The organism is Paracoccus sp. (in: a-proteobacteria) (assembly GCF_032007265.1).
Classification (GTDB): domain Bacteria; phylum Pseudomonadota; class Alphaproteobacteria; order Rhodobacterales; family Rhodobacteraceae; genus Paracoccus.
This window is the reverse complement of sequence record NZ_DALZMB010000060.1, coordinates 1-24,751: the sequence shown is the minus strand read 5'-3', so window position 1 is coordinate 24,751 and position 24,751 is coordinate 1. Positions and strand designations below refer to the sequence as shown.

Sequence of the window (24,751 nt, the reverse complement as noted above, 5' to 3'; positions counted from 1 at the left end):
ATCTGGTTGAACCCCGCCACAAGAGTTTCTTCGCCGGCATCATCGGGGACAAGACTGCCCGCTGGACGCATAAGCGGATTGATGACCTAGCGCGGACGCAGGGTGAAATGCTGAAGCCTCCCCGCGACACCTGCATAAACTGTCGTCCGGTCCAGCGCGACCTGCGCCTCGTGGACCTTTGCGCGCGCACTTTCCATTTCGGCTGGCAGAAGAGATCCGATCTTGGTCTGAAGCGTGCGCTTGCTGGCCATGGCGGCTGACAGCTCTCCGGCGCGAGCGTCAACAATGGCTTGCAGGCGGTTCAGCTCGGTACGGGTCGTTGTAGAGGCATTGCGCTGGCGCAATTCCTGATAGGTCTGAAGATCGTCGCGCGCCAAATCATGCGCGGCTTGGGCCTGCGCAATGCGCCCATCGACCCCTTCAAGCTCAGTCCGGGAGACCTTGGCCGAAGCCTCGAGTTCCGCGAGTTCTTTCTGCGCCGTATCCAGCGCCGCAGCCTGGCGAGCATCGTCCATCCGGAACAAAGGCTGCCCCGCATCGACATGTTCGAAACGGGTGACGTAGACCTCCTCGACGCGCCCGATCACCTCGGGCTGGATCGTGATCGTGCGGAAAGCCTTGGTGACATTTGTCGTCGAGGGGTGGAAATAGAAGATCATCGTGATCAGGCTGATGGTCAGCAGGATACAGGCCGTGATCCCCCATCTCAACTCGTACCAAACTGAATAGAGGTTGATGTCGCGTCCGAGCCGTTTCCCCTGAACGAACCTCCGGTAAAGGTAGTCGGGAAGGACTGTGACCATTGAGCAAAGCAGGAACTCAAGCATCGGCTTTCCCCTCGGTCAGGTTGCGGTCTTGTGCGCTTTCGGTACCGAGTACGTCGGTCTCACTGTCGGTCGCTAGGTCGTCGGGTGCCGCCTGCGCCTGGGCGCCTTTGGTATCTTTGGCAGCCGCCGCGCTCCGCGTGCGGCGACGCTCGCGCCGCCCCGGATGAACGGACAGCCGGTGAAGCGACCGTGCCATAGAGGCCAAGGGCGAGAATAGGTTCGGCAGGTCGATCATCGCGAGCAGTAAGGCCGCGATCCAGAAAATCTGGTTATGGGTCAGAAGCGAGATCAGCCCCATGACTGCAACGATCTGGAACTGGGCAGGATGGCCCCCGTGCATCATCCGCTCGGGGAGAGAGTGGAGCTTTAGGTAGAAGACCCCTGTGAGCAGGATCATGAGCACAAGAAAAACGATCACGAAATTAAGCATTAGATCCGCTTGGCCAGGAGCTGTGATAAACCCCGGCAGATGTTCAATGGCAGCGGGATGTCGGGTAGGCAGGTCTTCCATGGGTCTGCGCTCCTTAATGGAGGGTGACAGGGGTGAATGTTAGGCCGTGTGCTTTCACAGAGCAGAACCAGCGCCGATCCGTTGCGCGATCTGCTGCAGGACGTCTGAAAAGCTTTGCTCGAGCATCTCGGGATCGAGGGTCTCTCCAAAGCTTATTCTTTGTAAGCTGTGGTGGAAAAGTCCGCCAAGCATCGGGATGTGGCGCAGGCGGATCTCTTCGATCAATGGCGCAGACGCATCCTCGGCCGACACCAAGCGTAGGATGGCTGCAACGAGCATCCCCTCCATTTCGACGACGACGGGCCTCAGCTCCGGCTCGAACAGCGACTGGTTGCGCAGATCGTACCAGATCAGCAATGCACGACCGTTCTCGACTGTCCGACTTGCCCAAAGTGCAGCCATTCGTCTGCACCGCAGGGCAACGTCCTCACTGGCGGCTGAAACATCAAGAATGTCGCGGACAAAGCGCGTCTGGCGGTCCCGGAAGGCCGAGACCATCAGGTGGGACTTGTCGTTGAAATAGTAGTGAAGCTTACTCAAAGATACACCTGCCTCTGCCGCGATATCGCGCAGAGAGGCCTTCGCATAGCCTTGCCGCTGCAACACCGTCTGGGCCGCGGCCGAGAGCTTCGCGCGGTTTTGCGCGTGCTTTTCTTCTTTCGAGAGCGCGGTGTCCGGCATGTTGTGCCTCTCTTGGATGGCTGGTTGCACGCGACCTATCGACAGGTGAGTCGTGTGGATGCGCGCCCTCATACCGACAGATAGATCATTTGTGAAATAAAATTATGGACGACTGTCCTGAATTTTGGTCGAGGCTTGATCGGAACACGGGAACTCAAGGTTTCAGCCTGCAGTTCCCTGCGCACAAATCCGCGCTGCCTTCATCATCTGGAGCAGGAATAGACGTTAAGCAGCCACCCTCAGCTTCTATGCGGAGGTGAAGTCAAGTATGATCGGAAATCACGACATGTATTGGGATATTGCCGCCGATATCTATTCCCCACCGAATTTCGACAGCACCAAGAAGTATCTGGCGATTATCAGCGCCCATCCGATCCTTGCTGGATAAGAGCGCTGCGAGCAGCAATGAGCGACAGGGTTGACGGTCTGCACCGCAGCATCGGCATGCATGCCAAATGGCCGCAGAGGGCCCCACTGTTCTGCTGCACCTGCGAAGCGATCTTGCCCATCGCGGCTTAGCCGAATGACCGCAATGGGCTCTTTGCGTCGATCTCGGCCTCGGAGCCTCCACTTCGCCGGACAGGATAGAATCAGCCTGGAAACTAAGGTGCGGTCTATGAGAAGCAAACCTTTCTGGCCAAAAAGGCAATCCCGACTTCAAATCTGAATTTTGCGCAACTGCTTTTAGGCAGTTTTTTCTCTCGTCAGAGGCAAAACTTTCTGATCTTTGCCAGCCGGGCATCGCTCGCGCCCCCATAGCCGAGGTGGCTACGCTGACCCAACCTATTGCATTTCATTGATTGCAGCCTTGGTCTGATCCACAAGGCCCTGATCATATTCCAGCGTCGAAATCACCGAATGCTCTTTTTGATCGAAGCCATGATCGGCATTCATCAAGGTGATGACCTCTATCTCTGCACCGCGCGCCCTTAGCTCCTCTGCCATATCGCGGCACTTTTGCGGATCAACTATGCTGTCCTTATCGGCAAGGACCATCAACCCTCGGGCGTTTGCGGGCCATGTCGCCGATCCGGCACCGCTGATCACGCCGCAATAAGGATACAGCAGAATGACCGCACCCAGCATGGCCGAAAGCTGTGGCCGCGCGGCGGGCCATGCGGTCAGCCCCGGCGGAGGGGCGCTGTCATTTAGCAGGCCAAGCAGCTCCATCGCGCTCCACCCGCCATGCGAGACGCCAAGAATGGCAAGATCTCGGGTATCGATGTCGGGCATACGAGACAATGCGGCCATGGCGACGGCAATATCGCCTGCCCGTTCGGCCCCCGGCAGGATCTGGGCCGCACAGACTGCGCGCCAGGCCTGCATCTGGTCAAGATTACGCGGGCCGTGGCTATCCAAGATCAGCGCCGCGCGACCCTGAGCGTTCATTTCCTGCGCCCAAAGTTCCATATTGTCATGCACGCCATCGCAGCCAGACAACAAGATAGCGGCCTTGAACGGCCCCTCTCCTGCGGGCTTTAGCAAACGCCATGACGGACGCAGCAGGGCTTCGGCCTCGACAGGAGTTCGGGGCAAGGGCTGCCAGCCGATCAGATTGCGCAGCGTGTTTCCCGCAAGCCCGGTGACAATCAGCCCAAGAATGGTCGCCCCAATGATCAGATAGCGTTTGCGCATCCCGCCAGTCCACCTTGTCCGCAATGCGCCTTGAGGCGCGTCGTATCGGCGGGCGTCCAACCTTCAGGATCGGTCACGGCCACCCAGCCATCGATATAATCCCCCGCATGATAGGTATGGCCATAGCCCGGCGGCGGTGTCGTGCTTAACAAAAGATCAACTGTTTGCTGCAACTGAGTGACAATAGGGGTAAAAGATAGCTCGAGCGAGACGTCGGGGGCGACGGGTTCGCGCATCCATTCCGGCTCACGCCACAGCGCCGAAGCAGAATAGAAAACAATCGGATCGCTGCCATATTGCAAGAACAGCACCCGCAACCGGCCCCAAGGCTGACCCGAGCGGTCAGGCCGCGCAAACTGGCTGGAATAGCGGATCAACTGGCCATCATCGACTTCGGGCAGAATATAGGGGCTTCCCGGTCTGCGCGCTGCATTCGCCTGATTCCACAGTGTCGACGGGAAGGGCGGACCCACCCAAAAAGCCCCATCGATGGGCTCGTTCATCATCTGGAACACGTTAAACGCATACATTGATGACCATGACCCAAGTGAGATGCCATGCATATAAAGCCGCGGGCGCTGTCCCACCGGCATAGACACCCAATGATCATAGACCGCATGCATCAGCGCATTGGCCTGATCCAGCCCGGAATCAGATTCAAAAATCAGTGCCAGCGGACTTTGCAGATAAGAGTATTGTGCCGCCACAGTCGCGACATCACCGTCATGCATATATTCCAACGCATCATAGCTGGCAGGGTCCATCCACCCAGTTCCGGTCGGGCCGGCGACGACCAGCACTTTACGCTCGAACGCCCCAACACGCAGCATCTCATCCAGCGCCGCTTTTGCGCGTACTTTGGGGTCATTGTCCTGCGCCAATCCGACATAGATGCGAAGCGGCTCTTTCGCGGGGCGATGGTTAAAGCGCTCGATCGCGGCGCGGCTGGGGCCAGAGGTCACAAAATCGCGGCCCGGCTTGCCCATCAGCTCCCAACTGATCAGGGAATTCGGCGATCCAGGCATCCAATCCGCATTTGGGGCCGCATGTGCGGGATCGGTCAGATGCTGCGCCGCCGCATAAGAGCTGTCGGCGATCCGCATCGCCGTATTCACCACCCCATCGCGCGTGACCAGTAAAACGACCAGCGCAGACAGAAGCAGCCCAAGCACATTCGCACTGCGCGCCGGGATATAGCGCGCCAGGCGATCCCGCAGCAGCGTGAATAAGGATTGGATCAGATAGCCAAGGAAAAACAGCACCAGAAAAACCGCCAGGGCAACCAGCAGCATCTTGATCGTATTCGAGGCCTCAAGATCCGGCAGCCCCATCCGCGACCGAATGCTGTTTTGCCATTCTCTGGCACGACCCACGCAATAAATCAGCGTCACCACGACCGGAACGGCCAGCACGATATGTGCGATGCGCGCCTTGCGTCCGGTCAGAACCCGAATCTCAAGTGCGGTCCACAGCGCCAGCATGAAGCGCGTGATCACATAGCCAAGCGCCGTCGAGGCACCGGCGAGCACGCCCTGAAAATACAGATCGCGCGGGATCAGCGAGGGCGTCAGCGACGCAGCCGCAAGCAACAGGCCCACAAGAAGCGAAAAAACCGAGATGTTTCGCGGAAAGTTGTGCGGGTTCATTGGGGGCTTTCTGGGATCATTCTAAAGGCAGTCATACACGACGGCACTACAAAGTCCTGCGCTTTTCTTACTGGCCACACCGTCGACAAGAAGTGAACTTGCCGCGAATTCGGCAAGAAATCAGATGATATATTCATTACAGCACTTTGTAATACAGTAAGATAATATGATATATCGTTATTGATATGACTTCGATATCGTCGAGATCAAATCTGCTGGAGATCAAGGATCTGCACCTGTGAACAGGCTGCACGCGCGATCTCGCAAAGGTGCCGATTGTGGGTCAGATAGATGACCTGCCCGCTGCGGGCCATCTCAGCCAAAAGAGAAAAGGCCTCATGCGCGCGATCGTCATCAAAGGTTTCCATAATATCATCTGCGATGAACGGGACCATCGGACGGCTTGCGGCCAATTCGTGATACCCCGCAATACGCAGCGCCAGATACAGCTGAAAGCGCGTGCCTTTCGACATATCTGCGGCCAATTTCGAGCCACCTTCAGCAGGAATAGCCACCAAGACCTCACTGCCGCCGCTTGGTTCGGCGACCAGATCGCGATAGGCGCCCCGGCTTAGCTGACTAAAGGCCGATGCTGCGCGCGACAGCATGGCGCTGCGGTGATTGTCACGATAGCGCCGCAAGCCCTGCTCAAGCGCCAAAAGGCCAAAACGCTGCGCGAGATGCTTTCGCGTATCCTCCTTCAAGCCATTGATCAGGTTGGCCCGTTCAGCCTCAATCTGGGCAACCGCCGCGTCTCCACCGACAGCGCTGATCCGGCGACGCGCCTCGCTAAGGGCGGCAAACAGCTCTTGGGAACGGGTCCTTGCCAGTTCGAAATCACTTGCCGCGGCGACAATTTCCCCTTGCAGATCATCACCTGCAACTTGCTGATCTGATCCAGATAATTTCGCAAGATCATCCTGCAAAGTTCTTATTTCATTAGATAATCTTTCAGCTTCTACGCAACGCGCCAAATGGTCTGCCAGGTTAATCCCCTGGCCTTCCTGCCAATCAAACCGGCGCCCCACATCAGCGATTTCCGCGGCATTCACAGCGGCGGCGGTTTGATCGTTGGTAAAGGCGGTCATTTCCGCAGCGATCTCGCGCTGAAGCTCTTGATGCTTGGCCTGATCATCCTCGGCCCGCCGCAGCTGCGCTTGCAGGTCGGGCCACGTCAAACCGCTGGCAGCATCAAGCGCAGCAAGGATCGCAGCAAAAGCATCGGTAAAGGCCTGGTGATTGGCCTCCATCTTGCTCACACGGTCAAAAAGCGAGGCACGGCGCAATTCTGCGCGCCCCAGCAAGTCCAGCAGATCCAGTGTGCCGCCCATCGCCAGCGCATCAACCGGGCGATCCGCAAGAACGGTGCCGACAGTGACCTGCTGCCAGTCTTGCAGCCAATCGGACAGCTGGCTTTCATCGCGCCGCAAGTCCTGCTGGCGCAAGGTCAACTCCTCGCTGAGCTCATGCAGATGCGCGCGCGCCGCGCGCCGCTGTTCGGCCTCGCTTTCGCGCGCCAGCGCCACGGCCCAAAGCGCCGCGAATTCGGCCTCGCCTTTTTGCGTCCAACCGATCAGCGCAGCCAAGGCTCTGACCGCGCGCGCCAGTTCTGCCTGGGCGGTCACGACAAGATCCTGCGTGGCCAAAAGCGCATCACGCCGTCCAAGCGCTGCCTTGCGGCGTTCGAGCCAGCGAGAGAGATCCTCTAAGGGTGCACCCGCAATCCCCAGCCCATTGGCGGCCAGTTCGACCGTGGCCAGATGGTTCTGGCGCGCAGTCTGGGCGGCGCAAATTTCTTCAAGTGATTTGTTATATATTCCATCCAATATATTTATATCACTACTTAATTTATCGTCGATATGCGCGTCTGAGATCACCGCAGCCTGCATCGCGCTGATCCGGTCATCTTCGCGTAGCTTGGCCTCAAACTGGGCGGCAGTCTTGAGGGTGAGCTGCGCCAGATGTGCGGACCAAAGCGCCTCTCTTTCACTGCGGATCATATCGGCTTGGGCTGGGCTAAAACTGCCCGAGCCTTTACGGGCGCGGCGGGCTTCGGCCTCGCCTTGCGCCTGCGCCAGATCCGCTGCGGCCCGCCGAGATGCGTGTCGGGCATCGGCTTCGGCCTGTCGTGTGACCTCATTTTGCTGCTGCCAGCTGTCAAGTTGCCATGGAGTCGGAATGGTTTGCTGGGCCAAATCCTGCGCCTCACCCTGCCACGGCGCAAGATCGCCAAGCGCTGCGCGCAGATTGGCACGGCATTGATCCAGCTCTCGGGTTGCGCGCTGCAAGGCCCCGGCGGGATCGCTATGGCGCAGCTGCGCCAACAGCGCCGAGAGGGCTACGGCATCCACATCGGGCTCAAGCGTGCCACATTGCTGCTTGGCCTCGTCCAGGCGTCGCTCTGCCGCCTCGCACTCACGTTTGCTATGTTGAAGCTGTGAATGCAGGGTCGCATAGCGCGCAAGGTGATTGCGCAATTGTGACAGACGGGTGGGCGGCAACGCCAAATCCGCCGGTTGCGCCTCTGCGCGCTCAAGTCGGGCCAAAAGATCGCGCGTTTCGGCGGCGGCCTCTTCTGCCTCGGTGCGGCGGCGCGGCAGATCCTTGAGCGCCGAAAGATGCTCGGCATGCAAGGCGTCGGCAGCAGTCATGGCATCGCGCTGTGAAAGGATCAGGGTGTCGACCGTTGTTTGCGCCAATCGCGCCTCAAGCGCATCAAGACGGGTGCGGCGCGATTGAAGCCGCGTCACCAAAGCAATGCGGGCCGCCTCAACCTCACGGTGGTGCAAGACATCGCTTTCACTGGCACGTGGCAGCGGGCCCAAGCCCTGCCGCAGTGCTGTCAGATTGGCCAATCGGGCACGCAAAGGCAAAGCCGCCTGCGCGTCACGCAGCTTTTGCAGCTGATTGGCCAGCCCCTCTTCCTGCTGGCGCGCTACGCGCCAATGGTCTTCGGCGGCCTGCGCCTCGCTGACCAAGCGGCGAAAAGCTGCGGCCGAGGTGTCCAGCTCGCGTCGTTTTCGGTCAAGATCGGCCAGATGTTGTTTGGCGTCGCGCAGCGCACCTTTCCGACCACCGATTTTGTGAAACTCATCCAACCCTGTGCGGACGGCATCAAGCTGAGGACCAAGCCCCGCAAGGCCCGCGCTTGCGGAAAACAGCATCTCGCCCAAGTCACCCTTGCTGGCCAGAATGCTATCGCCGCCACGCTCGATCGTGTCATCATCCAGCGAGAACATCGCCCCATAACCGTCGCGGGACAGCCCCGAGAGCAGGCTTTGCAGCAAGGTTTCTGGCACTGCCTGGCCACGCTCATCGATCAGGCTTGCGCTGTTTTTCTTGATGCGTGCTAGATCAAGCAACCCGCCCTGATGGCTGATCTGCGCACCGATGCGCATATTCGGACCGCCATGCAGGAAATCATAGCGTGTGCGTAAAGGGATACCGTAAAGAAAATCCAGCCAAGCAGAAAACAGCGTCGATTTGCCCGCCTCGTTCGGGCCATAGATCACATGCAGATCCGGGGCGCCTGCCGGGGGGAGCGGAAAATGCAGCCGTTTGTCGGTAAAGCGGCCATAGCGTGTCAGATCCAGTCGATCGAGCCGCATCAGGCCTCGCCTTCCAATTTCAGACCCGCAAGCAGGTTGGCCGCACCTTCGCTCATCAGTTGCTGACAGGCCTCGGTGACGGCGGCCTCATCTTCGCCCAGCAAGTTGGCCAGCTCTGCGGGAAGGTGGCGCTGGATTTCTGACAAAAGCTCGGCGACCGAGGACAGCGTTGCAGGATCGCGTGGGATATCCTCAAGGATCAGCTGGCGAAGGTCATCTGGCAGATCCCCCGCACCGCCCCCATCCCCGCCCGAGGTCGCGTTTTCGATCCGGTCCAGCCAAAGCCCGGCCACTGCCTGCGCAAAAACCGCCGCCTCATCTGCGATGCGGTCCAGATCGCGCGCAATCCGCCATGCCAAGGGGGTCTGACCGATCAGCCTAGGCCGCAAAACCAAATGAGGCTCGGGCCGCGCGGTTTGGGTGGCCACATTGCGCAGCCCATGTTCGATCTGGCCCAGCATCGCCGACCAATCCTCAATGCCCGTCAGATCGATATCGGCCCGTTCAAAGCGCAAACTGGCCACCGAGTGCTGGCTCAGCCCAACCTCGCCATCATCGCCCAAGCAAACCAGCGTCACGGTGGCCGCACCCGCCTCGCCAATATCGCGCCCCTGAGGGATGCCCGGCATCACCACAGTGGCCCGTCCACGATATTCGGCACGGCGGTGAATATGGCCAAGGGCCCAGTAATCATAACCAAAGCCATCCAGATCGGCCAAAGCGCAGGGCGCATAGACATCATGCCCGGCCGAGCCATTCAGGCTGGTATGCATCATACCGATATTGAACGCGCCCGGCTCTGCTGGCGGGTAAAGGGGCAATAGGCTGCCCGGCGCGGCAGTATCAGCGAAACTTAAGCCGTGGACCGCAACGGCATGTCCACCGGCCTCGAAACGAATGGTCTGCGCACGAGACCCGAAAACAGTGGTGTTTGGCGGCGGGTCCAGCTCTCGGGTGACTTTCGAGATTGCATCGTGATTGCCGCGAATAATGAAACAGCGAATACCGGCCGCATTCAGGCGCAACAATTCCTGTTTGAGAAAGCCGGGCGTCTTGGCCGAGGTTTGACGCCCATCCCACAGATCCCCGGCAATCAACAGCGCATCGACCTTTTGCGTCAGGCACAGATCCACGATCCCGCTTAATGCGGCGCGGGTGGCGATACCCAAATGCTCAGCAAGTTCCTGATCGCGCAACGCCAGCGCCACCAGCGGCGAGTCAAGATGCAGATCGGCGGTATGGATGAATCGAAAGGTCAAAGGTGATGGCGCCCAACTAGCAGGAATGCTGGCTTCAATGTCGCGACTTTGCCCCGCAATTCAAGCCTTTGCCGGGAAAAGATCACCGACCAGCCCGATTTGCTGTTCCATAGTTGATTGCATGGGCGCTGATATCGGCGCATAGCGGGGGGCCAAAATGCCTCTGTTGGCTTTTGCGACCCATCATCCCGAGCCCGCGCCCCATGTCTTCACTTGATCCCACTGCCCTGTCATCGCCTCAACGATCATCACCCATATTACGTGGGATCCGTGACGCCGTTCCGGTGATGCTGGGCTTTGTCCCCTTTGCCCTGGTGCTGGGCGCGCAGGCCTCGCAAAAGGGCCTGAGCGCGCTCGAGGTTCCGCTGATGACCGGGCTCAACTTTGGCGGCGGGTCGGAATTTGCCGCGGTCGCGCTGTGGACTTCGCCTCCGCATTTGCTGCTGATCGCGGCTGTGACCTTGCTCATCAACAGCCGCCATCTTTTGATGGGGGCGGCGCTGGCCCCCTATCTTAAGGATCAGCCTTTGCGCAAAGTGCTTCCCGCGCTTTTTTTCATGTGCGATGAGGTCTGGGCACTGGCTTTGGCCGAGGCAAGACGCGACGGTGGGCGGGTCAACCTGCGCTATTATGCAGGGGTTGCCGCCGCGCTTTATCTGACGTGGGTGATTTCAACGACGCTTGGCGCGGTAATCGGCCCGGTCATGGGCGATGTGACGCGCTTTGGCTTTGACATGGCCTTTCCGGCGGTTTTTCTGGTCATGCTCGCCGGGATGTGGACCGGCCTTCGCGCCGCCCTGCCCTGGTTCGTCAGCCTGATCGCCGCGGCCCTTGCCTGCCTTTACCTGCCCGGCGCGTGGTATGTCCCTGTCGGCGCGATCTCGGGTCTGATCGCCGCCTTTGCTTTGACGAAAGATCGGCCATGATCAGCGCCTCGACGTTTTTAACCATTCTGGCGATGATGGGCGTGACTTATGCCACACGGATCGCAGGCTTTTTGTTTTTGCGGGATCGCACCATCAGCCCGCGCTTGCAGCTCGTCATGGAGGCCGCACCCGGCTGCATTCTGATCAGCGTGATCGCGCCCCATTTTGTCACCGGCCATCCGGCTGACTTGCTGGCTTTGGTCATAACAACCTTTTGCGCATCGCGGTTTTCAATGCTGCCGACCGTGATCATCGCGATCCTATCGGCAGGAATTCTGCGCCAGATCATCTAGGCGCGGATCGGCTCCGCGCCCGATATTTTATTGGCTGACAGACGTCAGCCCGGCCCGACGACCGTGTCAGGAAACCGCCGCAAGACCTTGATCGCGCAGCATTTCAAGCTGGTTGATCTCGGCGTCAGTCAGGTGAATACCATCTGTCAGTGAGACTGCGCGGGCAGCAAAGCGGCGCTGCGAGGGCAGGCGTGCGCCCTGCCCGCCAATGGCATTAAGCAAGGCCTCGCCCTTTGCCGCAGGATCGGCGCGACCGCCCGACATGCGAACCGGATCAAAGGCCAGGATCAGCTCGCCGTGGCGTGGCGCGATTGTGGTCGTTCCCAAGAACTCCAGCGCCTCTGGACTTGTGAAGTCACCGATCATCGCACCGGCCAGCAGCTCGATCATGGTCGAAATCGCCGAGCCCTTGTGCTGACCGAAAGGCAGCATTGCCCCCCCTTCCAACGCGGCATTCGGGTCGGTGGTGGGATTGCCGTCAGCGTCAATCGCCCAGCCCTCGGGCAGGGTCTTGCCCGCGCGGCGGTACAATTCCAGCTCGCCCCGTGCTGCAACGCTGGTCGCGAAATCAAACACATAGGGATTTTTGCCCGGACGCGGCCAGCCAAAGGCAAAGGGGTTCGTGCCCAAAAGCGGCTTATTCCCGCCAGCAGGCGCAACCGTGGCATAGCTGGGGCACATCGCCATCGCGGCCAATCCATGTTCCGCCAATGCCTCGACCTCGGGCCAAAGTGCCGCGAAATGGGTGCAATCATTGATCACCAATGCCGCAAAGCCCAGTTTGCGCGTACGCTCGACCAGCGCAGGCATACCGATTTCAAAGGCCAAATTGGCAAAGCCACCCTTGGCATCCACGCGCATGACCGAGCCCTCGTCGACGACAAGGCTGGGCACGGCGTCTGGCACGACCTTGCCCAGCTTCAGCGTCCGCAAGCAGCCCTCGACCCGGTAGACGCCATGAGATTTGCAGGCATCACGTTCGCCCGCGGCAATGGTGCGGCCAATGGACTGGGCGTGATCATTACTGAAGCCGGCATTAACCAAGATCTTGGCGATCAGATCGGTCAGTTCCCCGACCGTCATCACATGCGGGGTGCCTGTGCGGGTATCGCTCATCATCGTTATCCTTTCATGCCAGCAGCAGTTCTGCGCAACCTGCATACAGTTAGCATACAGTTGGGGCAACAGTTCTGGCGGCCCTGCGCGCGAAAGGTCTTATCCGTCGCGCGCCCCACCCCGAATGCCCGCCAAAAGCGCCCGTGAGATGATGGAATCCGGATCGGTGAAATCCATCAGGATGTCGAAATGATTACGTTCAGGCACTTCGATTTCCGTGATCCTCCCTCCGGCCCTGGCCCATTCCGCGCCATAGGCCCGCGACTGGCGCATAAAGCCTGCCGGTTCTTTCTCAGCCCAGGCCAAAAGAATTGGACAGGGAGTTTCGGGAATGTGGCGCATCGGGCTTAGGTCTTCGATTTGGCTTTGGTCCAGGTTCAACCAGGCCTGCGCGAAGCTGCCCGAGATCGGGGCAAGCTCGAACAATCCGCTGATGGGCATGGCGAATTGGATGAAATCCGCTGGCAGGTCAAAGTCTGAATGCCAGCCCGCCGCCAGCACGGTGCCCACCAGATGGCCTCCGGCCGAACTGCCCCCGACCGAGATCTGCTCGGGGTCCAGACCATAATCGCGGCCTTTGTGCCAGACAAAGGCAAGTGCGGCTCGGGTCTGGCGCACGATTTCATCCAGCCTGACCTGCGGAGCAAGCTGATAATCCACCACAACCGTCGCAATGCCCTCGCGCGCCACAAGCGCGGCCATCATCGCGGATTCATCTTTGGAAAGCGCGCGCCAATAGCCCCCGTGGATGTAAACGAAAACCGGGATCGGGGCGCCGTCCGGGCGTGGTTCCGGCCCGTAAATATCCAGACGCTGGCCGCTGACGCTGTCATAGATCACATCCAAAGCCCGCGCCCAATTTTGCCGCGCGCTTTGTGTCGCCTGCCGATAACGCATGATTTCGGCTTCGAAATCTGCGGCAGAGACGGTGGCACGGGCGTTGTAATCGGCATCAAGCTGGGTGGGGCTCAGATTGATCTCATCGGCGAGCGGGGTCATCGCTGCTCCTTCCAAAGTCGTCGGTATGTCATGCATGGGCGCACAAGCTTGCCTGCATAACCCTCTGGTCCAAGATGGCCAGTGTCAGGCGACCCACATATTCGGCATCGGTCAAAATCCATCGCAATCGCCAAAGCGCGGGTCATAATTTGCCCAATTTATAGGCAAACCCCGAATTTGATCGTGCTTTTACGGCCCTCGCCTCCAACGCGCAGGCTGAAAATGGCGCGACATGTGCGTCGCCAGCGGCAATGGCGAATATGCCCGCGCCTAATCGATTGGCGAGACGATGCAGCTTATTAACTGGGCGATGAAAAGGCGTGCCCCCGTCTTTTAGTGACGAAACGCATGCAAGGCTGGCAGCGGTTGGCTTCTGCGGCGGGGATATGCATGGCGGATCGCTGGAATGGACTGAACCGCGGGCCCGATAAGCGCCATTGCCTGAATAGCGCCTTTCGAAGTGGCTTTCCCTTCTTACCAGAATGGCTCCTTTCATGCGGCGGGACCATCCAATAGACCCAAGGGATGGCGCGCGAGGGGACATGACCGAATTTGACATCATCATCGTTGGGGCAGGCTCGGCAGGTTGCGTTTTGGCCAATCGCCTTAGCGCATCGGGCAGGCTAAACGTATTGCTACTCGAGGCAGGCGGCAGCGATCGGCGGTTCATGATCCGAATGCCGATCGGCTATGGCCACAGCTTCTATAACCCCAAGGTGAACTGGCGTTTCGAAACCGGCCCGCAAAAGGCCTTGGGCGGACGCAATTCCTATTGGCCGCGCGGCAAGGTTCTGGGCGGATCGTCCTCGATCAATGCGATGGTTTTTGTCCGGGGCCAGCGCGAGGATTTCGACGACTGGAAAGCGGCGGGCAATTCTGGCTGGGGCTGGGACGATGTGCTGCCTCATTTCAAGGCGATTGAAAGCTTCGAGCGGGGTGCCGATGACTGGCGCGGCGGCGAGGGCGAGCTTGCCGTGACGGATATGACGCCCTCGGTTCATCCGCTGTGTCATGACTGGCTGGACGCGACCGAACAGGCCGGGATGCAGCGGACTCCTGATTACAATGGCGCGACCGAGGAAGGAACATCGATCTATCAGATCTCGGCACGCAAGGGCGTGCGCGCCTCGACCGCGACGGCGTTTTTGCGCCCGGCAATGGCTCGACCCAACCTTAAGGTGGTGACGGGGGCTTTGGCGCGACGCGTCCTTTTCGAGGGCAATCGCGCGGTCGGCGTCGAATATGAGACCGCAGGCCAAATCCAGACCGCACGGGCGAGGCGCGAGGTCGTTCTAAGCGCGGGCGCGGTTCAAACGCCCATGCTTTTGCAGCATTCGGGGGTCGGCCCGGGCGAGGTTCTGCGCCGCTTTGGCAAGGCGGTCATCAAGGACATGCCGGGCGTCGGTCGCAATTTGCAGGACCACCTTGGCATTGACTATCTGTTCCGCTCGAAGGTGCCGACGCTGAATTCGCAGCTGCGCCCATGGTTGGGGCGGATCATGCTGGGAATGCGCTATGTGCTGTTTCGCAATGGCCCCCTATCGCTTAGCGTCAATCAGGCGGGCGGTTTCGTGCGCTCGCGTCCCGGCCTCGACCGGGTGGATCAACAGCTTTATTTCTCGCCGGTCAGCTATTCGAAGCCCAAACCGGGTGTGCGGCGTCTGACCATGCCTGATCCCTTTCCAGGCTTTTTCATCGGCGTGCAGCCCTGCCGCCCCGACAGTCGCGGCCGGATCGAAATCAGTGCGCCCGATCCCCATGCCGCGCCGCTGATCGAGCCGAATTATCTGGCAAGCCAGCATGACATCGACCAGATGCTGGATGGGGTGCGGCTGGTGCGCCGGATTTCCGAGCAACCCGCGATTGCACAATATATCGAGACCGAGATGCAACCCGGTCGCGAGGTGCAAAGCGAAGAGGCGCTGATCGCTGACATCCGCGCACGATCAGGCAGCGTCTTTCATGCCTCCTGCACCTGCCGCATGGGGCCCGACCCGACGCGCGATGTGGTTGATGCGCGCTTGCGCGTGCATGGGATCGAGGGGCTGCGCGTCATCGACGCCTCGGTTTTCCCCAATGTTACCTCGGGCAATATCAACGCGCCGACGATCATGGTCGCGCAAAAGGGCGCCGCGATGATGCTGGAGGATCTGCGCTAAGTGCAAGGCGCGCGATTGCGAGCCTAGCGATAGGGTTCTAGCACGCCTGCCAATGTCTCGACTCCCGCGCGGATGGCGCGGGGGGGAATGGCGGTAACACCCAGAATCAACCCCTTGCGCGTCGGGCTTGGCCCGATGGCAAAGCTTTCAAGCGCCGACACCACCAGCCCGGCTGCGCGGGCATCTGGGATAATGGCGGCCTCGGTCATGCGCGGCGAGGCGAAATATCCGACCGTATGAAACCCGGCCGAAGAGCGGCGGATGTCGAGAAGCCCAGTCAGATGGTCTTGCGCGGCTGCATAGAAGCTGGCGTGACGCTCGGCATAGATCTCGCGCATGCGGCGAATATGGGCGACGAAATGGCCCTCTTCCAGAAAGCTTGCCAGTACCGACTGCATCCCAAGCGAAACCCCTTGCAAAAAGGCGCGCGAGAGATGGCGAAACGTTGGGACCAAGGATTGCGGTGCGATGTAAAAGCCCAGTCGCAACGAAGGGAACATGCTTTTCGAAAAGGTCCCGACATAGATCACCCGATCCGCCGTGTCGCCGCTTTTCAGGGTCGGCAGCGGGCGGCCATCATAGCGAAACTCGCCGTCGTAGTCGTCCTCGATGATCCAGCCGTCGCTGTCATAGGCCGCCTGCAGCAGCGCCGCGCGGCGCGCCATGCTCATCTCGGCCCCGGTCGGATGCTGGTGTGACGGGGTGACGAAGGCCAGTCGGAAATCGGGGGTAAGGTGCAGCCCTTCGTCGACCTGCATGCCCTCGTCATCGACCGGAACCGGAACCAGCTCGGCCCCCGAGGCGATCAGGCTGTTGCGCGCGCCGATCGCGCCGGGGTTTTCAAACCAGACCTTGTCACCGGGATTAATCAGCATCCGCCCGATCAGGTCAAAGGCCTGCTGCGCGCCATTGACGATGAAAATCTGCTCGGGGGCGCAGGAAATGCCGCGGTTGGCGCCCAGATGTTCGGCAATTGCACGGCGCAGGCGCGGATCGCCTTCTGGGTCGGAATAGCCCAGCACATATTCGCGGTCCTCGCGCAGATGCTTAGCGGTCAGCCGCGCCCAGATCGCCAGCGGAAAGCTGTTGTAATCGGGCACCCCGGTGACAAAAGCCCGGGGCGAGCGCGGATGAGGCAGGCGCTCAACAAAGCGCGAACTGGCCGCATCCAAGGTCGCCGAAAGCGAGCTGCGGGCCGGGGCGGTCGCGGCAGGTGCCGCGACATTCAAAATCTGCTCGGGCTTTCCCGCTGGCGCTGTCTCGGAAATATACGAGCCCGAACCCGATTTCGAATAGATCAGCCCCTCGGCCTGCAACCGCTCAAATGCCGACATGGTGGTGGTGCGTGAAAGCCCAAGCTCATTGGACAGGGTCCGGCTGGAGGGCAGGCGTTTGCCCCCCGCAAGATCGCCCGAAGTGATCAGCTTGCGGATGGCATTGTAAAGCTGGGTGGTGACAGAGGTCTCGAGCGTCCGGTCCACGGTGATCGAAAACAACAGCTCTCCTGATGAACGCTTGACCATCTTGTCATCCCCCTTGCGCCGTTCCGTTGCTGGCGCGACCCGCGCGCGGGCGCAAAGCGCTGCCAGCCTATCCCCGCGCACGGCATAAGCGGTTTCCGCATTTTTCGAAAGTGGACCTTATTGGGCATGGGACAGCCGGCCTAGTCTTCGAGGCAGCAATCCGTTGATGTCAAGGAACACGACAGTGAAGATCAAGCGCATCGAGACCTTCTCGACCCAGTTCATCGGCTTTGTCCGCATCACCGCCGAGGACGGCCAGCAGGGCATCGGTCAGGTCTCGACCTATAATTCGGACATTACCGCGCAGGTTCTGCACCGTCAGGTCGCGCCCTATGTGTTGGGCGTGGAATTCGACGACATTGATGCGCTGACCGATATGGTGATCGAGCGCGAACATAAATTCCCGGGCTCTTATATGAAGCGCGCGCTTGGCGGGCTGGATACCGCGATCTGGGATCTGCGTGGCAAGGCAGCGGGTGTGCCGGTCACATCACTGATCGGCGGCACGCCGGGCCAGTTGCGCGCCTATGCATCATCGATGCGGCGCGACATTACCCCCGCCGCCGAGGCCGAGCGTTTCAAGCGGCTGCAGGGCGAGCAGGGTTTCGACGCCTTCAAATTCCGCGTCGCGGCAGAATATGGGCATGACATTGACGAATGGCCGGGCCGGACCGAAGAGATCATCCCAACCATCCGCCGCGCACTTGGCGATCAGGCGGCGCTTCTGGTCGATGCCAACAGCGGATTTTCCCCCAAACGCGCCATCGAGGTCGGCGGCATCCTGAAAGACAATGGCATCGAACATTTCGAAGAGCCCTGCCTTTATTGGGAGTTTGAGCAGACCAAAGAAGTGGCCGATGCGCTTGATATCGCAGTGACCGGCGGAGAGCAGGATTGCGAGATCCCGACCTGGCGCCACATGATCGAGATGCGCGCCGTCGATATCGTTCAGCCCGATATTCTTTACCTTGGCGGTATTTCCCGCACGCTGCGGGTCTGCAAGATGGCACAGGCTGCCGGACTGCCGATCACGCCCCATGCCGCCAACCTTGGCATGGTCACGCTTTTCACCATGCATCTTTTGCGCGCGATCGAAGGCGCGGGAAAATATCTGGAATTCTCGATCGAGGGCTTGGATTACTATCCTTGGCAGCAGGGGCTTTTCGTTGACTGCCCTTACGGCGTCGAGGGCGGCAAGGTTACGGTCAGCGACCGCCCGGGCTGGGGCGTCGAGATCAACCCCGAATGGCTGGCGAAATCGGCCTATCAGATCAGCGAGATCGGATAAGGCCATGACTAATCATGCATTGAACCTTCCCAGCCAGCATTTCATCGACGGGCAATGGCGGGCTGCAGCCTCGGGCCGGATGATGGCCAGTTTCGATCCGGGCCTTGCCGAACCCCATGCCGAATTCGCCGCCGGAGATCACGAGGACATTGCCTTGGCGGTGGCCGCTGCCCGGCGCGCGGGGGCGCTTTGGGCCAAGACCCCCGCCGCCGAGCGTGGACGCATCTTGATGCGCACCGCCGAGGCCCTGCGCGCCAATGCCGATCGCTTTGCCCGCGCCGAGGTGCTTGATTGCGGCAAGACCCTAACCGAGGCATTGGGCGATGTGCGCGGGGCGGCGCGCGCCTTTGAATATTACGCAGGCGCGGGCGACAAGATTGAGGGGCGCTCCTACCCTCTGGGGCCGGATTATGTCTCGTATTCGGTCAATGAGCCGATCGGCGTCACGGCACATATCATTCCCTGGAACTATCCGCTTTCGACCGCTGCGCGCTCTTTCGCCCCGGCTTTGGCGGCGGGTTGCAGCGTGGTCGCCAAACCGGCGGAACAGACGCCGATGACCGCGCTGATGCTGGCCGAGCTGCTACATCAGTCGGGCCTGCCCGCAGGGGTGTGCAATGTCGTGACCGGAACCGGCGCGGCGGCGGGCGCAGCTTTGGTCGCCCATCCCGAAGTTCGCCATGTGACCTTCACCGGCTCGACCACGACAGGCATCAATGTCATGCAGGCTGCGGCGCGCAATATCGCCTCGGTCACGCTCGAACTGGGCGGAAAATCCCCCAATATCGTGCTGGCCGATGCCGATCTGGATCTGGCGCTAGATCAGGTCATCGGCGCGATTTTTGAAAACGCAGGCCAGATCTGCTCGGCTGGCTCGCGCCTGGTGATCGAGCGCAGCATCCACGCCGAATTCATCGAGCGACTGGCCGCGCGGGCCGGGCGTTTCACCATGGGCCACGGCTTGCGCAACGGCGTAAACTATGGCGCAATCAACTCGGCCGAGCATCTGGCCAAGGTCGCGGGCTATGTCGATCAGGCGCGCGCAAGGGGCGTCGAGGTCGTGACCGGGGGGACAATCACCACCGATCCCGAAACCGGCAAGGGCTGGTTCTATCCGCCGACCATTCTTGACGGGCTGAGCTGGGATGATCCCGTCGTGCAAGAGGAAATCTTTGGCCCGGTTCTGGCAGTGCAGGTCGTCGACAGCCCAGACGAGGCGATTGCTGCCGCCAATTGCACCGATTTTGCTCTGGTGGCTGGGCTCTTTACGCGCGATATCACCCTTGCGCACCGCATCGCGCGCGATGTTGATGCCGGGCAGATCTTTATCAACGAATATTTCGCAGGCGGCATCGAAACGCCCTTTGGCGGCAACCGCCGCTCGGGGATTGGGCGCGAAAAGGGCATGATTGCGGTGACAAGCTATTGCAAGATCAAGACCGTTACTGCGCGGATCTGAACCATCGCCCCCTAAAAGCGGCCTGCTCTTTCGACCAGAGTGGACCTTAAAGGGGGCAAAGGCGCTTCGCATAGTGATGGACGGGGGGCCAGAGCGCGATGCGCCATCTGGTCGGGGACAACAGGGAGAGAGAGACATGACGGGCAAAAACCGGATTGCCGCGGCGCTTTGCGCTGTGGCGCTGACATCGATTTCAAGCATGGCGCAGGCCGAAACCCTGCGTCTGCTGACCTGGGGCGGCTATGCGCCCGATAACGTCATCAAGGCTTTCGAGGCCGAATATCCCGACATCGATGTCGAGGTGACGCTGTCGAACAACGAGGAAATCATTGCCAAACTGCGCGCCACCGGCGGCTCGGGCTATGATTTGGCCCAGCCAAGCCATGACCGCATCATGGCGGCTCAGCAGGAATACAACATCTATAAGCCGCTGGATCTGTCCAAGGTCGAAACCGACAAAATGCAGGAGAACCTGCTTGAAGCGGTCAAGACCAATACCACGATCGATGGCAATACATTTGCCGTTCCCCATCAATGGGGCACCTCGGGCATTGTCGTCGACAAGACCAAGGCCGGGGATGTCAAGGATTGGGCCGATCTGTGCAAAGAGGAATATAAGGGCCGCACATCGATGCGGTTGCGCCGTACCATCCTGATCGGCATGGGCTATTCCTTGGGATATGATCCCTTTGCGCTTTATGCAGATCCGGCGGGCTATGGGAAGATGCTGGAGGCCGTGACCGAGAAGATGATCTCGTGCAAAAGCATCGTAAAAACCTATTGGAACGGCGGGGATGATCTTTCGACGCTGCTTCTGTCGGGCGAGGTCGTGGCCTCTGAGGCGTGGGATTCGACCGCGTTTAAACTGTACGATCAGAACCAGAACCTCGTCTATGTGCCACCAAGCACGGGCGCACTGACCTGGATCGACACATTCGTCATCCCGCGCAAGGGTCGGGCCGATGATGCCGCTTATAAGTGGATCAACTTCGTCATGCGCCCCGAGATCGTGACCATGATGTCAGATTCGACTGGCGCGATCAGCGCGGTCAAAGGCGGCATCGAACTGCTTCCCGAGGACAAGAAAGCGGCGGTGAAACTGGCCTTTGACGATGCGGCCATCGCCAATATGCGCTTCTTCGCTAATATCCCGGCCGGGCTTGAGGATATGGAGGGCAAGGCGCTCGAACGCATCAAGGCCGCGTCCAGCAACTGATTGTGCCGCGCCGCCTGCAGAGATCAATCGATCTCTGCAGGCTCAGTTCATCTGTGGCAATGCTGCCATTGGGCAGGCTGCCGCCAATCGACGAGACCTTCATGTACGACCTAGAGTGCCAAAGCCTGACAAAGCGGTTCGGGGCCTATAACGCCGTAAACAACGTGTCTTTTGACGTTCCGCGCGGCTCGTTCTTTTCGATCCTTGGGCCTTCGGGCTGCGGCAAGACCACGTTGATGCGCATGATCGCAGGCTTTGAAAACCCGACCAGCGGCGACATCCGCATCAAGGGGGCCTCGGTGATCGGCACGCCGCCGAACAAGCGCAGCGTGAAGATGGTCTTTCAGCATCTGGCGCTGTTTCCGATGATGAATGTCGGCGAAAACATCGCCTATGGCCTGCGCTGCCAGAGGGAAAGCAAAAGCGAAATTGAACGCAAGGTGAAATCCGTTCTGGAACGGATCGGCCTGCCGGGGGTCGCCGAATAGCAGGTCTCGCAGCTGTCGGGCGGCCAACGTCAACGCATTGCCATCGCGCGCTGCATGGTGCTGGAGCCCGATGTCCTGCTGTTGGACGAGCCGCTTGGGGCGCTGGATCTTAAGCTGCGCGAGCGCATGAAGGTCGAGTTGAAGCTGCTGCAGAACCAGTTCAACACCACATTCCTTTACATCACCCACGACCAGTCCGAAGCGCTGATCATGTCCGACAATGTCGCGGTGATGAATGCTGGACGGTTCGAGCAGATCGGCGCGCCACAAGAGCTGTATAACAACCCCAAAAGCGGCTTTGTTGCGGGCTTTGTCGGCGATACCAACCGCTGGCCGGGCCAGATTGCAGCGGTAAATGGGACCGAGGCACGGATTCGGCTGGATGGCGGCCATGAGGTCGTGGCGACACTTGGCACGCCTGGCCTGCGCGAAGGCGCGAAGGTCGAGGTTTTCTTGCGCCCCGAGACGATCTCTCTCGGCACCGACCTTGGTGTGAACCGCTTGCGCGGCCGCGTCGACAGCTTGCTATTCAACGGCGCCAACAGCCGTCTTTTGGTACGGACAGAAAGCGATGAGCTGGTCGAGGTTGCGCAGGGCGTCATGGATAAGACCCTTGCGGTCGGGCCGGGCGACGAGGTCGAGCTTTCCTGGCGCAATGAGCATTGTCTTGCTTTCGCCGTGGCGGGGTAACGGCGATGTCGCGCTCTGATGCCAGCAAACTCACGCTTTTTCTGCTTTTCACCCCCTTCGTGCTGTGGATGCTTCTTTTGATCATCCTGCCGCAAATCGGGGTCGGCTATCTGTCGCTGCGCGAAAAGGTTGGGCCGGGGGAGTACACCTTTGGCTTTGGCAATTACGCCGATTTTCTGGGCGAGCCGGTCTATTGGAACACGCTTTTGCGTACCGCATGGATGTCGGTTCTGGTGACCGTGCTTGCGCTTTTCACAGGCTTTCCGGTCGCCTATTACATCGCCAAAGTCGCCAATCAACGCTCGCGCGCGGCGCTTTTTCTGATGTGTCTCGTGCCGCTTTGGGTCAGCGATCTGGTGCGCGCCTTTGGCTGGATCGTGCTTTTGCGCGAGACCGGACTGATTTCAGGTGCGTTGCAAGATCTGGGCGTGATCCATGGCCCGGTCGAGCTGCTATACAACGACATCACGGTCATCATCGGGCTGGTCTATACGGTCGTTTTGTTCATGATCGTGCCACTGGTCTCGACGCTGGACGGGATGGATAATTCGCTTTTGGAGGCGGGCTATAATCTGGGCGGCAGCCGTTTTACGGTCTTTCGCAGAATCGTCGTGCCCTATGCGATGCCGGGAATTGTCGCGGGCTCGATCATCGTTTTCATGCTGACGGCGGGCAGCTATCTGACCCCGATCCTTCTGGGTGGCAAGAATTCGATGTGGTTCACCGAGCAGATCTACGAGCAATTCGTCACCCGCTATAACTGGGAATCCGGTGCGACATTCGGGGTGCTCTTGCTGGTCTTTACCTCATTCGTCGTCTGGCTGGGCTTGCGTCTGACGGGTCAAAGCCTTGCCTCTACCGTTGCGAAGGACTGAGCCATGAATGTCGCTGCTCCACAATCGACCGCCATGCGCTGGATCTATCTGGCCTATATGCTGGTCTTTTTCTTGTATCTTGCCGCGCCTTTGGTCTCGGCTGCGATGTTCGCATTCAACGATTCCATGTTCCCGGCCCTGCCGTGGAAAGGCTTCACGCTGGATTGGTTCTTTGGATCAAAAGAGCCAATGCTGGGCATGTTCCATGACCGGCGTCTGATGGAGGGGCTCAGGAATTCGCTGATCATCGGTCTGATCGTCTCGGTGCTTGCGGTCGCGGTCGGCACCTGCAATGCCTTTCTCTTCGAGCGCAAGACATTTCCGGGAAAAGGCCTGCTCTATGTGCTGATGATCGTGCCTTTGGTCATCCCGGGCGTCATTCTTGGCATCTCGATCCTGGTCTTTGCCAGCATGATCGCAAATGGCGTCGAAGAGGCATTTGGCTGGGAGTGGGACTTCCTGCGCCCCGGAACATTTCTGGTGGTGATCGGGCAGTTCTCGTTTCTGGTCACAATTGCGACACTGGTAATCGCGGCGCGGCTGCGCAAGTTCGACATTTCGCTGGAGGAAGCCGCGCTGAACCTTGGCGCAAGTCGGCGTCGCGTGCTGATGACGGTGACCCTGCCCTATCTGACACCCGCGCTATTTGCGGCCTTCATCGTCTCTTTCCTCATGTCGTTCGAGAACTTCAACACCACGCTGATGCTGGTCGGCTCGGATGCGCCGCTGACGATCACGATGTATGACCGCATGGTCAAGGTCGGCTCGACCCCGGTCCTGAACGCGGTTTCGGTCTTTCTGATGATCGGATCGGGGCTTCTGGCCCTGCTGAGCGTCTTTGCGCAAAAAGGAAAGGGCAAGGAATAGGCCATCTGATTTCGCCTATCCCAGTACTGGCGCGGGTTCATGCCCTGCAATCGTCTGGAGCGATGAAGCGCAAATGCGCCGCGCCGGCACGCCTAATGAAAGAAGAACTGGCGGCTTTGGTTAATCTTTGCGGGCGGGTTGAACCGTTCTAAGACGTAGGCAGAGGCGATACCGGCCAGTGGTCAGGCGGCTTGGACCGGCTTGACCATGCGCTGTGTTCCGATCTTCAAGATCAGAGCACAGCCATTATCCGACTGATTTATATAACTATTATCAAAACATAAACTTCCAGCGGCAGCCTTGGACGGGTCACAACCGCATTCGTGCCGACTAGCCTGCGTTGATGGGCGTTCGTTTATTCACGAAACTGCGCGCAAAAATATTGCATTTACACGTCAGCTCTGCAAAAGTTTTTGCATGGTCGGGGACAGACAGCCGACCGCCACAAGTCCAGCAGGAAAACGTCATGAACAAATTCTTTAAATTGGTCGGCGCTGCCGCTTTTGCCTTTGGGATGACTACGGCGGCGCAGGCCGCAGATCTGGTCGTCGCCACAGACACCGCCTTCGTTCCCTTCGAGTTCAAAGAGGGCGATAAATACGTCGGCTTCGACATTGATATGTGGGAGGCGATTGCCAAGGATCTGGGCTCGAACTTCGAGCTGCGCCCGATGGATTTCGCAGGC

20 protein-coding genes and 1 pseudogene are annotated in these 24,751 nt (G+C 59.7%); 11 read left to right on the top strand and 10 right to left on the bottom strand.

Annotation, left to right across the window (positions count from 1 at the left end; genetic code table 11):
* Nucleotides 1–86: 86 nt before the first annotated feature.
* From RTS12_RS13055 to RTS12_RS13025, 7 genes are all read right to left on the bottom strand, one after another.
* Nucleotides 87–827 carry an HlyD family secretion protein gene (locus tag RTS12_RS13055; RefSeq protein ID WP_312529207.1) on the bottom strand — a complete coding sequence of 247 codons (741 nt, stop codon included), beginning with the start codon at nucleotides 825–827 and terminating at the stop codon, nucleotides 87–89.
* Entirely contained in the window at nucleotides 820–1,338 is a 519-nt protein-coding gene (locus RTS12_RS13050; RefSeq protein ID WP_312529206.1) for a hypothetical protein, read from the bottom strand. Before RTS12_RS13050 ends, RTS12_RS13055 begins: the two co-directional genes overlap by 8 nt.
* 54 nt (nucleotides 1,339–1,392) lie before the next feature.
* Entirely contained in the window at nucleotides 1,393–2,019 is a 627-nt protein-coding gene (locus tag RTS12_RS13045) for a TetR/AcrR family transcriptional regulator (protein WP_312529205.1), read from the bottom strand.
* Between the two features lie 783 nt (nucleotides 2,020–2,802).
* Nucleotides 2,803–3,654, bottom strand: a complete 852-nt coding sequence (locus RTS12_RS13040; RefSeq protein ID WP_312529203.1) for a dienelactone hydrolase family protein — start codon at nucleotides 3,652–3,654, stop codon at nucleotides 2,803–2,805.
* Entirely contained in the window at nucleotides 3,636–5,300 is a 1,665-nt protein-coding gene (locus RTS12_RS13035; RefSeq protein WP_312529201.1) for an alpha/beta hydrolase, read from the bottom strand. Before RTS12_RS13035 ends, RTS12_RS13040 begins: the two co-directional genes overlap by 19 nt.
* Nucleotides 5,301–5,506: 206 nt before the next feature.
* Nucleotides 5,507–8,908 carry an AAA family ATPase gene (locus RTS12_RS13030; RefSeq protein WP_312529199.1) on the bottom strand — a complete coding sequence of 1,134 codons (3,402 nt, stop codon included), beginning with the start codon at nucleotides 8,906–8,908 and terminating at the stop codon, nucleotides 5,507–5,509.
* The gene (locus RTS12_RS13025) at nucleotides 8,908–10,167 is read right to left on the bottom strand and encodes a DNA repair exonuclease (protein WP_312529198.1); all 1,260 of its coding nucleotides are present in this window, start codon (nucleotides 10,165–10,167) and stop codon (nucleotides 8,908–8,910) included. Before RTS12_RS13025 ends, RTS12_RS13030 begins: the two co-directional genes overlap by 1 nt.
* Nucleotides 10,168–10,370: 203 nt before the next feature.
* Between RTS12_RS13025 and RTS12_RS13020 the strand changes: the two genes are divergently transcribed.
* Both RTS12_RS13020 and RTS12_RS13015 read left to right on the top strand, forming a co-directional pair.
* The gene (locus RTS12_RS13020) at nucleotides 10,371–11,093 is read left to right on the top strand and encodes an AzlC family ABC transporter permease (protein ID WP_312529196.1); all 723 of its coding nucleotides are present in this window, start codon (nucleotides 10,371–10,373) and stop codon (nucleotides 11,091–11,093) included.
* Nucleotides 11,090–11,386, top strand: a complete 297-nt coding sequence (locus RTS12_RS13015; protein ID WP_312529193.1) for an AzlD family protein — start codon at nucleotides 11,090–11,092, stop codon at nucleotides 11,384–11,386. Before RTS12_RS13020 ends, RTS12_RS13015 begins: the two co-directional genes overlap by 4 nt.
* 66 nt (nucleotides 11,387–11,452) lie before the next feature.
* On the opposite strand, the gene RTS12_RS13010 is transcribed toward RTS12_RS13015, so the two are convergent.
* A complete protein-coding gene (locus RTS12_RS13010) occupies nucleotides 11,453–12,502 on the bottom strand; it encodes an Ldh family oxidoreductase (protein ID WP_312529191.1) in 1,050 nt (349 codons plus the stop codon).
* A 99-nt stretch (nucleotides 12,503–12,601) separates the two neighbouring features.
* Nucleotides 12,602–13,501, bottom strand: coding sequence for an alpha/beta hydrolase (locus RTS12_RS13005; protein ID WP_312529189.1), 900 nt, complete (start codon nucleotides 13,499–13,501; stop codon nucleotides 12,602–12,604).
* Nucleotides 13,502–14,043: 542 nt separating this feature from the next.
* Between RTS12_RS13005 and RTS12_RS13000 the strand changes: the two genes are divergently transcribed.
* On the top strand, nucleotides 14,044–15,660 hold the full coding sequence (locus RTS12_RS13000) for a GMC family oxidoreductase N-terminal domain-containing protein (protein WP_312529187.1): 1,617 nt from the start codon (nucleotides 14,044–14,046) through the stop codon (nucleotides 15,658–15,660).
* Between the two features lie 23 nt (nucleotides 15,661–15,683).
* Here RTS12_RS13000 and RTS12_RS12995 read toward each other — a convergent pair whose 3' ends face one another.
* Complete coding sequence (locus RTS12_RS12995) at nucleotides 15,684–17,183, bottom strand: PLP-dependent aminotransferase family protein (protein WP_312529185.1); 1,500 nt, start codon at nucleotides 17,181–17,183, stop codon at nucleotides 15,684–15,686.
* A gap of 184 nt (nucleotides 17,184–17,367) precedes the next feature.
* On the opposite strand from RTS12_RS12995, the gene RTS12_RS12990 reads away from it, so the two are divergent.
* The 8 genes and pseudogenes from RTS12_RS12990 to RTS12_RS12955 all read left to right on the top strand — a co-directional run.
* Nucleotides 17,368–18,471, top strand: coding sequence for a mandelate racemase/muconate lactonizing enzyme family protein (locus tag RTS12_RS12990; RefSeq protein WP_312529182.1), 1,104 nt, complete (start codon nucleotides 17,368–17,370; stop codon nucleotides 18,469–18,471).
* A gap of 4 nt (nucleotides 18,472–18,475) precedes the next feature.
* The gene (locus tag RTS12_RS12985) at nucleotides 18,476–19,930 is read left to right on the top strand and encodes an aldehyde dehydrogenase family protein (RefSeq protein ID WP_312529181.1); all 1,455 of its coding nucleotides are present in this window, start codon (nucleotides 18,476–18,478) and stop codon (nucleotides 19,928–19,930) included.
* A 136-nt stretch (nucleotides 19,931–20,066) separates the two neighbouring features.
* Nucleotides 20,067–21,146 carry an extracellular solute-binding protein gene (locus tag RTS12_RS12980; RefSeq protein ID WP_312529180.1) on the top strand — a complete coding sequence of 360 codons (1,080 nt, stop codon included), beginning with the start codon at nucleotides 20,067–20,069 and terminating at the stop codon, nucleotides 21,144–21,146.
* 59 nt (nucleotides 21,147–21,205) lie between these two features.
* Nucleotides 21,206–21,718, top strand: a pseudogene (locus tag RTS12_RS12975) (ABC transporter ATP-binding protein); the annotation flags it as partial.
* Nucleotides 21,719–21,760: 42 nt separating this feature from the next.
* Complete coding sequence (locus tag RTS12_RS12970) at nucleotides 21,761–22,324, top strand: TOBE domain-containing protein (protein ID WP_312529209.1); 564 nt, start codon at nucleotides 21,761–21,763, stop codon at nucleotides 22,322–22,324.
* 5 nt (nucleotides 22,325–22,329) lie between these two features.
* Nucleotides 22,330–23,199, top strand: a complete 870-nt coding sequence (locus tag RTS12_RS12965; RefSeq protein ID WP_312529178.1) for an ABC transporter permease — start codon at nucleotides 22,330–22,332, stop codon at nucleotides 23,197–23,199.
* A gap of 3 nt (nucleotides 23,200–23,202) precedes the next feature.
* Complete coding sequence (locus RTS12_RS12960) at nucleotides 23,203–24,066, top strand: ABC transporter permease (protein ID WP_312529176.1); 864 nt, start codon at nucleotides 23,203–23,205, stop codon at nucleotides 24,064–24,066.
* Between the two features lie 466 nt (nucleotides 24,067–24,532).
* A partial coding sequence (locus RTS12_RS12955; protein WP_312529173.1) for a transporter substrate-binding domain-containing protein occupies nucleotides 24,533–24,751 on the top strand: 219 nt, incomplete at its 3' end.

Excerpts from the sequence above, each read along its gene's own strand:
- RTS12_RS13055 (WP_312529207.1), bottom strand. The coding sequence starts at position 827 with ATGCTTGAGTTCCTGCTTTGCTCAATGGTCACAGTCCTTCCCGACTAC.
- RTS12_RS13050 (WP_312529206.1), bottom strand. The coding sequence starts at position 1,338 with ATGGAAGACCTGCCTACCCGACATCCCGCTGCCATTGAACATCTGCCG.
- RTS12_RS13045 (WP_312529205.1), bottom strand. The coding sequence starts at position 2,019 with ATGCCGGACACCGCGCTCTCGAAAGAAGAAAAGCACGCGCAAAACCGC.
- RTS12_RS13040 (WP_312529203.1), bottom strand. The coding sequence starts at position 3,654 with ATGCGCAAACGCTATCTGATCATTGGGGCGACCATTCTTGGGCTGATT.
- RTS12_RS13035 (WP_312529201.1), bottom strand. The coding sequence starts at position 5,300 with ATGAACCCGCACAACTTTCCGCGAAACATCTCGGTTTTTTCGCTTCTT.
- RTS12_RS13030 (WP_312529199.1), bottom strand. The coding sequence starts at position 8,908 with ATGCGGCTCGATCGACTGGATCTGACACGCTATGGCCGCTTTACCGAC.
- RTS12_RS13020 (WP_312529196.1), top strand. The coding sequence starts at position 10,371 with ATGTCTTCACTTGATCCCACTGCCCTGTCATCGCCTCAACGATCATCA.
- RTS12_RS13015 (WP_312529193.1), top strand. The coding sequence starts at position 11,090 with ATGATCAGCGCCTCGACGTTTTTAACCATTCTGGCGATGATGGGCGTG.
- RTS12_RS13010 (WP_312529191.1), bottom strand. The coding sequence starts at position 12,502 with ATGAGCGATACCCGCACAGGCACCCCGCATGTGATGACGGTCGGGGAA.
- RTS12_RS13005 (WP_312529189.1), bottom strand. The coding sequence starts at position 13,501 with ATGACCCCGCTCGCCGATGAGATCAATCTGAGCCCCACCCAGCTTGAT.
- RTS12_RS13000 (WP_312529187.1), top strand. The coding sequence starts at position 14,044 with ATGACCGAATTTGACATCATCATCGTTGGGGCAGGCTCGGCAGGTTGC.
- RTS12_RS12995 (WP_312529185.1), bottom strand. The coding sequence starts at position 17,183 with ATGGTCAAGCGTTCATCAGGAGAGCTGTTGTTTTCGATCACCGTGGAC.
- RTS12_RS12985 (WP_312529181.1), top strand. The coding sequence starts at position 18,476 with ATGACTAATCATGCATTGAACCTTCCCAGCCAGCATTTCATCGACGGG.
- RTS12_RS12980 (WP_312529180.1), top strand. The coding sequence starts at position 20,067 with ATGACGGGCAAAAACCGGATTGCCGCGGCGCTTTGCGCTGTGGCGCTG.
- RTS12_RS12970 (WP_312529209.1), top strand. The coding sequence starts at position 21,761 with ATGAAGGTCGAGTTGAAGCTGCTGCAGAACCAGTTCAACACCACATTC.
- RTS12_RS12965 (WP_312529178.1), top strand. The coding sequence starts at position 22,330 with ATGTCGCGCTCTGATGCCAGCAAACTCACGCTTTTTCTGCTTTTCACC.
- RTS12_RS12960 (WP_312529176.1), top strand. The coding sequence starts at position 23,203 with ATGAATGTCGCTGCTCCACAATCGACCGCCATGCGCTGGATCTATCTG.